Below are 15194 nucleotides of genomic sequence, written 5' to 3'. Positions count from 1 at the left end.
ATTTGAATGGGAAAGATATAAATATATTTATGTAATTTTCAGGAGTTATTCATAACTTCCAAACATTCAGAGGCTATAATGTTATAAAGATTACAGCCACTTTTTTGAAAGGGACGATTGCATATGAACAGAAAAGGGGAGAACTCATTCAATTTGGATGAGGAGAAGGCGAAATACGACCTTGGCATGGAGGTTTACCTGAAAAAGAAAACCGGTAATATCATCTTCATGAATGAGCATTATATCACAGTGAAATTTAAGGACGGCATTAAGGAATCATTTATCTGGCACGAACTTTTTGAAAAATACACGGGGATCCTGGGTGAGTCCGAGGAATCGGATGAGCCCCTTGATCTGAACCTGTAACGGAGCGTGAGCTTACATGCGAAGACCAGTGGGTCCGGCTCCGAAAAAATGGAATATGGGAAGGGCATTTCTCGGCTCCATCATGGGAGCATTCCTGGGGAGTGTTCCTTTGTTTTTTATAGAATTCAGGGATCAGCTGATGGTCCTGCCGCTGGCCGCTCTGACAGGCTTTCTGGCCGTCATGGGCAGTCGCCTGCTGGGGGCGCGTCTGAAAAACTTCAAGGTGCTGGGAATCATTGTCCTGGGGACCACTCTGGTGAACGCAGTCTATCAGCTGTCGATCAACATGCTCTATGTGTATGAGTCCGGTCAGGCAACAACACTGGGCAATTTGTATCAGTTTACGCTGGTTGGCCCGGCTTTGATCACCGCGTTGACTCAGTTCAGCTTCCGAGGGGTGATCATCCTGCTCAGTGTCATTTTCATGGCTTATTTTCTGGTCGATCCCGACCTGATGGTACAAACCAGCTCCCGATCCAGATCACGATCCCGATAGTATGTTAACGTTCTGATAAGATCCTTAGATTTTTTGACATAGCATGTAAAAACTTCATTGCTGGCCGTCCCGAACCGGGACGGCCTGTTTGAATAACAGGATTCAGCAGATTAGCTGGTCATGGACCGGGATTTTAAGTCAGTCTGCGGCGGGTTCCTGCTTGGTCGGGTCTCATTGTTTTTCGTGAATTATTTATTGAATATGAACTCATGGAGCTTGCGGACCGTATACTCTTTGTCGTATTTGAGGTAATAGATGCCCTTGATCAGAACACCCTTGGAGGTTTCATCCTCCGGGTAAGAATCCTGTACCACTTCATAACCGCCCAGACCGGTGGTATAGCCCATTCCCAGAATCTCCGGAGAGGACAGGGAGGTTTTCACCAGCGGAATCAGGCTGTCTACAGCCTTGGCCATTTCGATGGGATTGAGTTTCATGAGCTTCTGAGTAATCGCGGTCAGAACTTTCCGGTGTCTCAGGGTCCGGGTAAAGTCTCCGCCTGCAGTGCTTCGAATTCGGGCATAGCGCAGAACCTGATCTCCCTGCAGATGATACGTGCCGCTGCCGGGTACACCGACAATTTTGGCCTCAGCGTCCGACAAAGCCAGTTCCAGACCGCCAAGAGTATCGACAATCTTCTTGATGGAATCAAAATTCACTGTGACATAGTCCGTAAGGTTCAAATCAAAATTGGAATTGACTGCCCGCAGCGCCAGGGAAGGACCGCCAAAGGAAAAGGCATGGTTGAGTTTATCCATGCCGCGTCCGGCAATATATACATAGGAATCACGGATCAGAGAGGTCAGTTTAATTTTCTTGGTGGTTCGGTCCAGTGTGAAGATCATCATGGAATCAGAACGTCCGATGCCGTTTTCAGAATCGATGCCCAACAGGAGGATGTTTGTTATCGTACCATCATATTTTTTTAAACCATCGAGAACATCTTCGGACATGCCCAGGCCGTTGGTGGAGGGGGCGATTCCCTGCTGGGCCAGCAGATCGGGGTCCTCATTGGTGACGACGGGTTCTACAACGGCTTCCTTCGGTATTTTTTCCAGGTAGTACCAGAGAGCACCACCTGCGGTTACTGAAACAACCGTGAGGATAATAAGCAGTGAAAGCAAGATTTTTTTAAGCATAATCATTACGTCCTTTTTCGTTAATCACGTTTTATTATAAACCGTTCTGCACGGGAGAAGTTAAAAAAAGGTGTCAGAAGCGGAATTGTATTTGAAAAGATTTGTTGGTATTTAAACGTTTTATGTTGCCGGAAATCATCATGTTATTATAAGATGAATGTGTCAGGCCAAATGTTTTTCTAATAATTTCGTCATTTGGCAATAACAGTCTACAGGGGGAGTCATGAATTTAGCAAAAAGAATCTTAGTCTGCATTTTGTCTGCGGTGATCCTTTCGCCCGTCATTTTTCACCAACCGGTTATGGTTTCTGCAGCCAATGAGGTGGTCATCATGTCACCGCAGCCTGATAACTGGGTAACGGACCAATATGTGGTTCGCTATAATGTCAGCAATTTGATCCTGCCGACTTCTATTCAGATCAGTTATCGCAATGCCATGAATACCGAAGCTCAAGTGATGGTAGTCCCAAATCTTTCCTCGACTACGAGGTCTTCCTACACGACATTGATCCAGGGCCTTGGTGTGGGAGCCAATTATATTAAAGTCACGGCGCAGGGTCAGGACGGGCAGATCTTCAGTGACATCCGTCAGGTGACTGTGGATCCCCAGCTGACCAACATTCATTCCGATCAGACAAATATTGCGCCATATGTCAACGACCGCAATCAGTTCAAGCACATGCTCAAGATCAGCAATGAAGCTTCCGCAAAAGAACATGGGCTCATCCCCAAGGACAACGCGTTTGTCAGCCGGTTTGTGGATCTGCTGTTTGAAGAGGCCGCCCTTGAGAAAGTCCGGCCGGATATCGTATTTGCTCAGATGATGCTTGAAACGGGCTGGCTGAGTTATCTGTATACCGTTCAGGAAACTCAGAACAACTTCGGCGGAATCGGCGCTACGGGTGGTCCGGTCCGCGGCAATGTGTTCCTGAACATGAGAGAGGGAATTCGGGTCAATGTTCAGCATCTTGTGGCCTATGCGTCCGCACGGAAACTGAATGGAACCCTGGCGGATCCGCGCTTCAATTATGTTACCCGGGGGAACGCGCCTGCTGTCGAGTATCTTGGCTATCAGGAGAACATCCAGGGCGGAGGCTGGGCTATGGGCCATCAGTATGGCTACAAGATCCGCAACATCATTGATCGGACCAGCAAGTCTTCCAACCTGCCCTTTGATCCGACGCCGGGCACAGCGGCTATTACGGACATGGAAGTCTCCAGCGTCCTGCGCTCGAAAACCAATGCCCTGAACATCACCCTGGAGGATGGCTTTGCCCCCGGACAGGAGTTGCGGGTGGCTGTTGCGACGAATTCAGATACAGAACACCGTTTCACGTTTACCAATCGTACCACCAACCAGACGGTTCAGACTGCCTGGACAGAGAATAAGGCGGCATTTTATACGCCCACAATTGCAGGAAACTATCGTTTCTCGGTTCAGATTCGGCCTAGAGGCGCAACGACGGTCAAGGATGTTAAGGAACAGGACGTGACCATCGGTGAAATCATCGAACAGCCCGATCCGGACCGCGATGTCATTCCGGTAATCGGCACGGTCCTGTTAAGCTCATCGCCTTATTATCCTGGAACTGAAATCGGAATCCAGATTGAGGATGTGTCGGAGGCGACCACCCGAGTGAATGAGTATCAGCTGGAAGTGGAACATGCCGGAAAAACCACTTTGCTCAGCTCCTGGTCAGGCAGCCGGGTTTATGAATACACACCGCAGACCACTGGAACCCATATGATTCGGGTGCTGTCCAGAAATAAACTGATCGGCGGGGAAGCGGTCCAAAGTGCCACGGTGACTATTGAGGTGGAAGAGGCACCCGTATCGCAGGCGGTGATTGCTTCTATCTCATCTCCAACCGGAGGAGTATACGTGAATCGCCCGGCTTCGGTTACAGTGACTCCGATTGCCGGAACGGGAATGAACCTTGAATATCGACTCATAGATCAGTCCGTTTCTCCGGCCAGAATTTTACGGGACTGGAGCCTGGATCCCAAGCTCACCTTTACACCAACCCGGAGCGGCGAGCTGAACCTGACCGTTCAGGCCCGTCAGCAATCCGGCAACGGGACAGTGCTTGAAGAAAAAGGACTGAAACTGCAGGTGCTGGCGGAACCCGTTGCGGATCTTAAGACCATTGCGCTGGGAACCGGGCCTTACGTAAAGGGAAGTCCGCTGTCTGTCAGCGTGACGCCTTATCGGACAGATACGGCCTATGAGTATCGACTGTTCCTCCAGGACGGTGCAGCCAGCCTGCCCCTGACTCAATGGGGTTCTTCTTCGAAGTTGAGTTTCACCCCGACCATGAAGGGAAGCATTACGCTGGGAGTAAGGGCGAGGGAAATCGCTACCGGCCGCGAAGGAGCCCTGAAGACAATTCAGGCAACCATTACCGATGCGTCTGTACCGGTATATGGCCCAGCTTCATATACTCCTGAAAACCCTTATTCAATCTCATTGAACGGAATGTATACCGCAGGCATCAAAGCGGCCGGCAAAAACCTCGAAATCAATGCAGCGCCTGTCAGATCGGACTACCTGTATCGCTATTACCTGATCAGCCAGTCCACCGGACAAAAGATCATGGTGCAGGACTGGTCCAGTCAACCCAAGGCCACTTGGAAAGCTCTGACCGGTTATTACACCGTTGTGGTGGAAGCCAGGCATGCTGCTTCCCGCAGTTTCTGGGATGTGCGCCGGACAGAATCCATTCGGATCAAGAACTATCCTACTGTGTTCCTGGATCCGGGCCATGGTGGAACCGATAAGGGCGTAACGGTCCTGAAAAATGGCGTGACCTACTCGGAAAGCAATCAGGCACTGTACCTGTCGAATCTGGTCAGAACCAAGCTCAAGGGCCGCGGCATCAATGTCGTTGTTTCCCGCAGCACCAATACAACGGTCTCGCTGGATCGCCGCATCGAACTGGCCAACAATGCCAAAGCAGACCTGTTTGTGTCGTTCCACTACAATAAGAGCTCAATTTCAACGACCAAAGGAATCCGCACTTACTTTGCAGGAGCCAAGCTGGATCCGCTGGCCAATCTGTACCAGCCGGAAGGCAAGGAAGCCGCTGGAATTCTGTCTTCGAAAGTCGCGCCGATCTACACCCGCAATCTGGGCATTATCTCAGATGTCGACCATATGGGATACAGCTTCCGCATTCTGAAGAATACTCAGATGCCGGCAGCCCAGCTTAACCTGGGATATCTGTCCAATGTAGAAGATCTTGCCCGAATCAAGAGCAGCTCTTACCGCGACAAACTAGCTCAGGCAATCGCAGATGGGATTATGAACTACATGAACGCCAATTAAACGGGGTACGAGCTTCGATGGAATCGCTCGTTGCGCCATCAAGTCAATAAAAAATGACAGGGACCTTCGCGGCAGGCAGCAGCCTGCCTGGGAAGGTCCCTGTTTGATATGACGGAACTAATATTGATTTCGGAAAGTCAGGATTGATTTCGGAAAGTCAGGATTTGGTTATCAATCCTTGATCCACAACCTTAAACCCTGGATTCTTCACCAAGATCGGCTCTGGTAATTGATCGGAAGGCTCCAATTCCCGCACAGCTCAACGGGCAGGTGATAGGGTTAGCTGCCCGATTCAGCGCGGTCTGATTAAGGATACTGTCCTTCGGACGGGCCCTGCTGCAGGAAGGTTTCAGTGTTTTGTGGGGGGATATCACGGTAGATGTAGTCATGGAGTTCATCCACTGTGGCGGGTTTGTCCATTTTGATGTACCACTCGGATTTGCTGATTTCCTCCGAGGTATTGACCGTGGGGAAATGAGTTCCCTTGATGCTGAATTCTTCCGTCAGGACTTTCAGACCCAGGTCGAATATCTCATCATAAGTCAGGCTGGTCTTGACAAAGGGACTTAACTGGGCGATATAGTTGGGCAGATCCACCAGGCTGGCGGTTCGTACTTTATCATACACTTTCTTCAGGACGAGTCGCTGTCGCTCGGTTCTGGCGTAATCTCCGCCCTTCGTGCTTCGGATCCGGGCGTAGGAGGTCGCCTGGGTGCCATCGAGATGGATCAGGCCTGGTGTTTCTACATAGGGGATTTGAGTGCCTTCCAGGTTGTTGAGGTTTCGAATGCCGTTGTTGATATATTCGATTTCATTTTCTTTGATGTCCACATCAATCCCGTCCACCGCATCTATGATAGAGATCATGTCATGAAAATCAACCATGACATAATCCTCGATATCTAAATCAAAATTCGTGTTCACGGTTTTCATCAGAAGCTTGACTCCGCCATAGGCATAGGCATGGTTCAGTTTGGTGGTGCCGTGGCCGCTGATTTTTACGTGAGTATCACGCATCAGGGATGACAGTTTCAATGAATTGTGCTGATCATCAACCGAAAGAATCATCATGGTGTCCGAACGGCTGGGATCAGCCGGATCATTGTTCCGGTCAATGCCGATCAGGAGTATGTTTTTGATTTGGTTGTCGTATCGATTGATACGATCCCGAACGGAGCGATCGATTCCTGCCTCCATAGGGGTAATGGCTTCGCCGCGGATATTGGTCAGTACGGTGGAGGTGTACTGATGGATAAACCAGGCGATGCAGCCAACCAGCAAAAACAGTACGACGAGAATGGATCTCATGATCAGTTTTCGTTCGACCAGCAATCTATGTTCTGTATGATTCGGCTCCAATGGTTCACCTCCTAGTTTAGAATACAAGGGTATTATATCATCATGAAGTTACGGCAGGGTTACAGCGGAGCGGCCTGACCGATTACTTTTTCCAGGTGGTTCTGTCAATTTGCCGGGCAGATATATTATGAAATTCGAAACATTGCCTGGCGGAGCTGGATAATTGGTGAAAGCCTGTCCTTCTCCCCGTCAGGTTGAATAAACCCCCTCCAAAGTTTATCATGAAATTACTATTTCAATTCTTCAGTCGGTTGGTATAATGATTAAGTCAACCGCCCGGATGAAATAAGATCCATGAAAGAAGGTCTCAAACTGATGAAAGAAATTACATTAAATGCCATATTGCTCCAAATTCTCCGTAGAAAAAGACTGTTTGCACTGGTGATTCTGATTCCTCTGGTTCTGGGAATGGTGCTCGGCATGCAAAAGAGCCTGAGTCCGGTAAGTTCCGGAGAACAGCAGGAAGAACCACTTTCCTTCAATTATCGAAAAACTCAGTATGATGCGCTCGAAAGCCTTTACCTGAGTCAGCAGAAGAGTCTCAAGGAGAGCATTTTGCTGAATTTTGATCCTTCTGCGGTCACGACCCGCAGACACGCCATTTTTATTGATGATTCTTCCCGCGTGGAAGGAGGAGCACAGGTCCAGACTGCCAATGAAATTGGATATTTCTACTCATTCTATAAGTTCACGTCGCAAGATTATGTTCAGTTCAAGCGGATTTTGGGCAATGCTTCCCTCAGTGATGAGCAAGTTGATGAACTGGTGGCGCAGGCCTATAATGACGATCTCAATCTACTGACACTGGCTGCAGTCCATGAGGATCCGGCCGTGGCGGAAGCACTGGGAAACTACAACTATGACCGCATCATGGGGATCTATGAAGCACAGGCTAATAAAACCTATGAACTGAAAGAAATCGGCGCTACGACGCAGAAAAAAGCTGATGAGACCATCATGCAGCGGCTCACACTTCGAATTGAGCAGCTGGATGACTATAAGAAGCAAATGGATGAATTGAGACCGGCCCTCGTACTGCCAACGAATCCCTCAGCCGGAGTCAGTGCCGGTTCCATTCTCCGCTCGGTAGCGAAATGGGGACTGCTTGGGCTGTTCGGAGGATTGGCTCTGGCCTTTGTTCTGGCAGCGGTCCTGGCGGGGCGCTCCATGATGATTCATGACAGTGCAGACCTTGAGCAATTGACCGGAAGACCGCTGCTTGGGTTTATTCCGGATGGTTCGCAAAAGCTGGCTGACCGATTGATTTTTGGAACCGTGACACAGAAGGATCAGACCGAGCGACTGTTGTCGCGTCTGAGTCTTGATTTGAAGGATGCCCAGGCTCACCGTCTGACACTCATCCAGTTGGGAGCTGCCTCTGCGTCAAAGCTCCAGACGACGTTGTCGGATCAGCTGAAGGAAACGGAAGTGGAGCTGCTGGAGCGATTCGATTATGACCATCTCTCAGAAATCGGCCCGGATTCCCAGGTTGTCCTGGTTGCCAATCCCATGATTTCCAGGAGTGAACTGAAAAACGTTCAGGAACTGGCACAAAAGGCCGGAGCCAGACTGTTCGGGACGGTTATCATCGCCGAATAGAACGGCTCAATGCCACAGAAAGGAACCCTATTATGAAAGTACAATCGAATCACCGGGATCTGGTGAATCTGGGAGGGATCCTGGCATTCAAACTGGTGCTGGAGGCCATATACATCTTGTTCGTCCAGCCGCTGTTTGTTTCCAACCGGTTTATTCTGGAATTCTCTCCCTATAAATATTTGCTGGGTATATTTCTCCTGGTCCTGATGTATTTTCTAATGCCGCGGGACCAGCGCCCGGCCTCTGTCATTTTGCAGATCCACCTGCTGCTGATCTTTCTCCCAATGCTGTCCTATTACAGTCTGACGGACAGTTCCATGCGGTTCATGGGATGGAGCATAGCCGCCTTCCTGCTGGAGTGTATCCTGGTACGGGTGATCCCTCCACTGCGAATTTTACGAATTGCAAATTCCCGCCGGATTCTGCTCGTTCTGATCGCGCTGATGACGGTTGCGGTTTATGCGGTGATGATCCCGGCGAACGGTATTTCCCTCGGCGCGCTCAACTTCGACAACACGTATGACATCCGGGAAACCATCCGCTTTCCTTTGGGGATGGGATATCTGGTGCCATGGCAGAGCAAGGTCATAAACCCGTTTTTGATCGCTTTGGGATTCAAGCAGAAAAAAAAGAGCCTGCTGGGACTCGGCATAGGACTTCAGCTCCTCCTGTTTTTTATTACAGCCCAAAAGGCCATGCTGTTTATTCCCGTGGCCATCCTGGGAGTCATGTGGTTTATGGAGCACTTTGATTTCCTTCCGTCGGCGGCTCTGATTGCTCCGCTGTATGCCGCCGGCAATCTGGTAGTGTATGTCTACACCGGAAATATCTATATTCCGTCCCTGTTTATCAGACGACTTCTGTTTCTTCCCGCGCAGCTGAAGTTTTTCTGGTATGAGTTCTTCACCTTCAATCCCAAGCTGTACTATTCTCAGGGAACCATCGGGCGGATTCTGAATATCCCCAATCCGTATCCGACGGACGCGGCGAAAGTCATCGGTGATACCTTCTTCAATAAGCCGGATATGCACGCCAATGCCGGTTATGTGGCGGATGCCTATGCCAACGGCGGTCTCATCGGACTGGTGGCCATTGCCGTCGTGTTTGCGCTGATTCTGGTTCTGATCAATTCGCTCAGCCAGTCCCTGGGTCAGGATTTCATCATCGGAATGGCTATGTTCCATATCATTTCCCTGAATGACGGAGGGCTTGTAACTGGCCTGGTTACCGGAGGACTGCTGTTTCTGCTGCTGATCCTGTACCTTTATTCCTCAGAAACCGAAGATGGCCTCTCAAAAACCAGGTAAAATCTGCTCAGTGGCTTATGACAGAAGATCGCCGGGCTGACAGACCACAAATACAATGCAAAAAGAAGAAGGTGCTGGCCTTCTTCTTTTTGCGTTGTATTCGATTCGTGTTTCCCTGTGTTTGGATATGACTCATGGACTTGGGTTTGATCCCGGAAATTCTCTGATCCTGACTCTGGATGGCGGCAGGATCAGAGTCTTTGGCAGCGGTAGATGTATTTCAGTCGACTTACAACTGATAGCTACTGTTATCTACCGATTTCTACTGATATCTGCTGGTTCATTCATGTTCGCACAGGGGGCGGTAATAAGACTTGACCATTCAGGCATCAACGATTAGGGTCAGACTGATAGATCTGACTGAGGTCCTTCACCACATGGTCCCAGGTGAACTGGAACTGAATGGATTTCATTCGTTCCCGCATTTGGGCCAGTTCCTCGCGATGGGTGGCGATATGAGCCAGCAGACGGCGAATTTCTCCGATGTCTTCACCATCGACCAGATAACCGATGCCATACCTGGTAACATACTGAGCCAGGCGGGAGAGCGGACTGACGATCATGGGGGTTCGCGTGATGATGGCTTCGAAGAACTTGATGGGTTCAGATTCCCGGTTCTGCAGCGTATCCATGGGGTACATGATATATAGCAGATCGGCTTCTGAGAACAGACGAGTGCTTTCCTGGAAATGGTAAGGACCGGTAACCTGAGCATTGGGATAGCCCGCTTCAAGCTCCTGGAGCTGTTTATATGCCGTTCCAAACCCGTGGATCGATGTGTAGACACCTTCGGCACCTGAGGCGGCATCCAGGAGGTTTTTCATTTGCTGAAAGTGCCGGACCGAACCGATATAGGAAACCCGCAGCAAAGGAGAAACGGTCTTTTCATCCGAACTGAAATTGGCTGCATCGGGATAGTTTGGCAGATGAATCAGTTTTTTACGATTCGCCGGGCTCATGTGCTCCAGCTGAAGTTCATTGACATACAGGATGGCGTCGGCCAGGCCGTGATAACGCGAAACCAGCGCACGAACCAACCGGCGGATTTTCTGCTTTTTTCCCTGAACTTCATAGATTTCGTGCATATCAAAAATCAGTTTGGCAGAAGGATTGGCGGAGCGGCAGGCCGCGCCGACGATCATGCCGTCCAGATCATGGCAATGGAGATAGGCATATTCCTGAGTCTTAAGATATTGCCGAACCTGCCGGAGAAATTTGATGTAGGGAACCAGCTGCTGCAGGCCTGTGCCATATACAGCGGGCGGATTGAACCGGCGGATTCGTATTCCATCCACCACTTCAGTCCGGGCATATTCATTTTCCCGATCCCAGCACAGGATTTCAACGTCAAAACCTTGTGCTGTGAGGTAGCGGGCTTCTTTATAGACACGCACATCGGGATCAAACCGATTGGTCAGTATCATTTTCACGGATTGCTGCCCGGATGCAGCAGGGGAGTGGGCGACAGGCGAAACTTGTTTCATGATGGGATCCTCCAGCGGATAATTTCCATCCCCATTATATACCATGGTATAATAAAAATGGTGTATTATTGTCTGGCTTCCTATGAACAGCCAGGAACAATGGGGTCCAAGGGATCCTCAAAGCGGGAATAAATATGTTTTGATACTGTTTTGTTCTTTATTTCTTTATATGCCGGATATATAATAGGGAACGGTAAGCATTCAGACTGAATGGTGTGGCATAAAGGAAATTCCTTTATGCCATTCGTATAGTTATGGAAAGAAAAAACTTGATTCCCAAATCTGAATGGTCACTTGCACATGTGGCTGGATGTTGGGATTGATCCCTGAGGCAGAGGAGGAACCGTGCTTGTCCCCTCGAGAAGTGAATTGACATTTGAAAGGAACTATCATGACAACCAATTATCGCAAGTATGTTTTGATGATCGCGGATATCATTATTATCTCAGGCGCATATTTCATCTCGCTGAATCTGAAGCGGGACTTTTTCCTGACTTCGGGTGATATCAACTATTTTAAAACTTATGTGCCCTTTATCCTGATGATTTATCTTGGCAGTTTCCTGCTGTTCGGTCTGTATCGCAACATGTGGGCCTATGCGGGACTGGACGAATACATGAACGTCATGTATGCCAACGTCGTTGCCATGTTCGGTTCAATTATGCTGGATCAGTTTTATCTGAACGATATCACCATCGCCACGATTCTGATCTCGGTCATCATTGCGTTTATCGGGACAGAGGGGGTTCGAATTGCCTACCGCGTCCTTCTGAATAAAACCAAGGCTCCGATCCTGGGAGCAGAGAACAAGACCAGACATGTCCTGATCATTGGAGCCGGACTGGCTGGCAAGCTGCTCATCAATGAAATCCGCAACAACCCGAATTTCGACTATGAAGTACTGGGCCTCATCGACGATGATCCCTTAAAGCTCCATCAGAGCATTTCCGGTGTATCCGTCATCGGCACCACTGCCGATATCCCAAGACTCGTGGAGGATTTGTCGGTGGATGAAGTCGTGTTTGCGATTCCGTCGCTGACCGGAGAGCAGAAGAAACGCATTATGGAAATCATCAACCAGACGAAAGTCCGGATGAAAACTCTGCCCAACCTGTCTGAAATCATCAGCAAAGGGGTCGACGTGGCTGCGATCCGCGATGTTGAAATCACCGACCTGCTCGGCCGCAAGGAGATTGAGCTCGAGGTGTCCTCCATGATGGAGTACATTGAGGACAAAGTCATCCTGGTGACAGGGGGCGGTGGATCCATCGGTTCAGAGCTTTGCCGTCAGATTGCGGAGTTTAGGCCCCGCCAGCTGATCATTTTCGACATCTATGAAAACAATGCCTATGAGATCCAGATGGAGCTCCTCCGGCGCTATCCTCAGATGAAGCTGGTCACGCTGATCGGCAGTGTCCGTGACCGCAAAAAAGTCTTTGAAGTATTTCAGACCTACCGCCCTAATCTGGTATTCCATGCCGCGGCTCACAAGCATGTTCCTTTAATGGAGACCTCTCCGAAGGAAGCGATCAAGAACAATGTGTTTGGGACTCTTAATGTGGTACAGGCAGCCGATGAAACGAAAACAGACCGGTTTGTCCTGATTTCAACGGACAAGGCAGTGAATCCGACGAACATCATGGGCGCGACCAAGCGTCTGTGCGAAATGATCATCCAGACTTATAACCAGACCTCAAAACACACGGCCTTTGTGGCAGTCCGTTTTGGCAACGTGCTGGGATCCAACGGTTCCGTCATTCCGCTCTTTAAAAAACAGATTGCCGAAGGCGGCCCCGTAACCGTTACCCATCGCAACATTACGCGTTATTTTATGACCATTCCAGAAGCGGTCAAGCTTGTCCTGACAGCTGGTTCATTCGCCAGAGGCGGTGAAATCTTCGTTCTGGATATGGGGGAACCGGTCAGGATCTACGATTTGGCCAAGAATTTGATCCGCCTGTCCGGCTATGAACCGGATGTCGACATTAAGATTGAAGTCACGGGGCTGCGCCCCGGAGAAAAGCTCTATGAGGAGTTGCTCATGAGTGAAGAAGGACTGACCAAGACCAAAAACTCCCTGGTCTTCATTGGCAAGCCCAGCGAATTCAAGTGGGAAGAACTGCTTGACGGACTGACTCAGCTCAAAGCGGTCATCGAAGATAGCGCTGCATCGAATCAGAAAGTGAAAGACACCATGAGGACCATTGTTACGACCTACCGGGAAGCTCCCACCGAGAAGCTTTCTTGAAAGAGGGACATTTGATGAAAATTAATTTTTCGCCACCGGATATCAGCCAGCTGGAAATTGATGAAGTGGTCGACACCCTGCGGTCCGGCTGGATTACGACGGGTCCGAAAACCAAACGACTGGAACAGGAACTGGCTCAATTTGTCGGCACCAGCCGTGTCGTGTGCATGAACTCAGCGACTATCGCCATGGAAATGGTGCTGCGCTTTCTGGGAATCGGACCAGGGGATGAAGTCATTACATCAGCCTATACGTACAGTGCTTCCGCTTCCGTGATTCATCACGTCGGCGCCAAGATCGTCATGGCCGATACCGCGAAAGACACCTTTTTTATTGACCCGGAAGATGTCCGCCGCAAAATAACGAATCGGACCAAGGCGATCATACCCGTGAACCTGGGCGGTGTCATGACTGATAATTCCGCCTTGATCGAACTGTGTGAGGAGTACCGCTCTGTGTTCACTGCAGCCAATGACCGGCAGAAACAGCTCGGACGGATCGTCGTGCTGGCCGACGCGGCCCATTCTCTGGGAGCAGTTCGCAATGGACTGCGCAGCGGACAGGACGCCGATTTTTCCTGCTATTCTTTCCATGCGGTCAAGAATTTTACGACCGCAGAAGGCGGAGCCATCACCTGGCGGCAGGAGGGCGGCTGGAATGATGAGGAAGTGTATCGGGAATTCATGCTGCTGGCCCTGCATGGCCAGAATCGGGACGCCCTGGCTAAAACCAAGGGCGGTGACTGGGAATATGACATTATCTATCCCGGCTATAAGGGCAATATGACTGATATCATGGCATCTCTGGGACTGGCTCAGTTAAAGCGCTACCCCGAACTGCTGGAACGCCGGGCTCAGATGATCCACCGCTATGACGAGCGTCTGACCCAATTGCCTTACCTGCGCCCGCTGAAGCACTATGATGATACCAGCCGGTCCAGCGGACACCTCTATCTGGTCAACCTCCTGGGCTTTCCGGTTGAGGCCCGCAATGAGGTGATCGAGCGCATGAGTGAACGCGATATCGCCGTGAATGTCCATTACAAGCCTTTGCCGATGATGACGGCCTACAAAAATCTGGGATTTGACATTGCGGATTATCCCAATGCCTACCATATGTACGAAAATGAAGTCACTCTGCCCCTGCACACCCTTTTGACCGATGAGCAGGTGGAGTACCTTCTGGACCAGTTCATTGAAGTATGTGAACTAGTGCGTAAGGAGCACCGGATTGACTATGAAACCATCTAACAGCTTCGCCAAATCAGCCTTTGACCGTATATTCGGAGTCATCGGTTTTGTCCTGCTGTCGCCGTTCCTGGCAGTCATTGCCCTCCTGGTCAGACTGACTTCGCCGGGCCCTGTGCTGTTCCTTCAGGAACGGGTGGGGAAAAACGGGAAACCGTTCCGGATCATGAAGTTCAGAACCATGGTGGAAGGAGCGGAAGAAATGGGCCTGAAGATCACAGTGGGCAATGACGCCCGGGTGACCCGGGTAGGGGAAACGCTTCGCAAATTCAAGTTGGACGAACTGCCCCAGATCCTCAATATCGTCAAGGGGGAGATGAGCTTTGTCGGTCCTCGGCCGGAAGTTCCCAAATACGTCGCCCATTATACACAGGAACAGAAAAAAGTTCTGTCCATTAAGCCTGGGGTGACCGACCTGGCCTCGATTAAATACCGCAAGGAATCCGAGCTGCTGGGTCAGTCACAGGATCCTGAGAAAACTTATCTGGAAGAAATCATGCCGGAAAAACTCCGGATCAACCTGGACTATGTCGAACGCGCTTCTCTCGCTTATGACCTGAGACTGCTCTGGATGACCGTGCGTGAAGTGTTTTTCGGCAATTGACCTTCCCTGAATTTAAAGGA

At 50.0% G+C, this 15194-nt stretch carries 12 protein-coding genes; 9 read left to right on the top strand and 3 right to left on the bottom strand.

Annotation, left to right across the window (positions count from 1 at the left end):
• The first annotated feature begins 123 nt into the window (after positions 1-123).
• On the top strand, positions 124-366 hold the full coding sequence (locus tag NQU17_07800; protein ID UUM10591.1) for a hypothetical protein: 243 nt from the start codon (positions 124-126) through the stop codon (positions 364-366).
• Positions 367-475: 109 nt separating this feature from the next.
• The gene (locus tag NQU17_07795; protein ID UUM10590.1) at positions 476-862 is read left to right on the top strand and encodes a hypothetical protein; all 387 of its coding nucleotides are present in this window, start codon (positions 476-478) and stop codon (positions 860-862) included.
• A gap of 188 nt (positions 863-1050) precedes the next feature.
• Here the strand turns inward: NQU17_07795 and NQU17_07790 are convergent, their stop codons facing one another.
• Positions 1051-2001, bottom strand: coding sequence for an LCP family protein (locus tag NQU17_07790; GenBank protein ID UUM10589.1), 951 nt, complete (start codon positions 1999-2001; stop codon positions 1051-1053).
• Between the two features lie 223 nt (positions 2002-2224).
• Here NQU17_07790 and NQU17_07785 point away from each other — a divergent pair, with 223 nt between their 5' ends.
• On the top strand, positions 2225-5326 hold the full coding sequence (locus NQU17_07785; protein UUM10588.1) for an N-acetylmuramoyl-L-alanine amidase: 3102 nt from the start codon (positions 2225-2227) through the stop codon (positions 5324-5326).
• Positions 5327-5632: 306 nt separating this feature from the next.
• Here the strand turns inward: NQU17_07785 and NQU17_07780 are convergent, their stop codons facing one another.
• Positions 5633-6685, bottom strand: a complete 1053-nt coding sequence (locus NQU17_07780) for an LCP family protein (protein UUM10587.1) — start codon at positions 6683-6685, stop codon at positions 5633-5635.
• A gap of 315 nt (positions 6686-7000) precedes the next feature.
• On the opposite strand from NQU17_07780, the gene NQU17_07775 reads away from it, so the two are divergent.
• Genes NQU17_07775 through NQU17_07765 form a run of 3 tightly spaced genes read left to right on the top strand, consistent with a single transcriptional unit; the run spans position 7001 to position 9931 of the window.
• Entirely contained in the window at positions 7001-8284 is a 1284-nt protein-coding gene (locus NQU17_07775) for a hypothetical protein (GenBank protein ID UUM10586.1), read from the top strand.
• Between the two features lie 32 nt (positions 8285-8316).
• On the top strand, positions 8317-9591 hold the full coding sequence (locus tag NQU17_07770; GenBank protein UUM10585.1) for a hypothetical protein: 1275 nt from the start codon (positions 8317-8319) through the stop codon (positions 9589-9591).
• Positions 9592-9646: 55 nt separating this feature from the next.
• Positions 9647-9931 carry a hypothetical protein gene (locus NQU17_07765; GenBank protein UUM10584.1) on the top strand — a complete coding sequence of 95 codons (285 nt, stop codon included), beginning with the start codon at positions 9647-9649 and terminating at the stop codon, positions 9929-9931.
• Here the strand turns inward: NQU17_07765 and NQU17_07760 are convergent.
• Positions 9921-11075 carry a glycosyltransferase gene (locus tag NQU17_07760; GenBank protein ID UUM10583.1) on the bottom strand — a complete coding sequence of 385 codons (1155 nt, stop codon included), beginning with the start codon at positions 11073-11075 and terminating at the stop codon, positions 9921-9923. The genes NQU17_07765 and NQU17_07760 overlap by 11 nt on opposite strands.
• Positions 11076-11466: 391 nt before the next feature.
• Here NQU17_07760 and NQU17_07755 point away from each other — a divergent pair, with 391 nt between their 5' ends.
• The 3 genes from NQU17_07755 to NQU17_07745 are packed head-to-tail and all read left to right on the top strand — an operon-like array spanning position 11467 to position 15174.
• A complete protein-coding gene (locus NQU17_07755) occupies positions 11467-13323 on the top strand; it encodes a polysaccharide biosynthesis protein (protein ID UUM10582.1) in 1857 nt (618 codons plus the stop codon).
• 14 nt (positions 13324-13337) lie between these two features.
• Entirely contained in the window at positions 13338-14573 is a 1236-nt protein-coding gene (locus NQU17_07750) for a DegT/DnrJ/EryC1/StrS family aminotransferase (protein ID UUM10581.1), read from the top strand.
• The gene (locus NQU17_07745; protein UUM10580.1) at positions 14560-15174 is read left to right on the top strand and encodes a sugar transferase; all 615 of its coding nucleotides are present in this window, start codon (positions 14560-14562) and stop codon (positions 15172-15174) included. The genes NQU17_07750 and NQU17_07745 overlap by 14 nt, the downstream gene beginning before the upstream one ends.
• The last annotated feature ends 20 nt before the right edge of the window (positions 15175-15194 follow it).

Source organism: Clostridiaceae bacterium HFYG-1003 (genome assembly GCA_024579835.1).
Lineage (GTDB): Bacteria > Bacillota > Clostridia > Clostridiales > Clostridiaceae > JG1575.
Note: the sequence above shows the minus strand (reverse complement) of the source record. Positions and strands in the feature narration are given on the sequence as shown.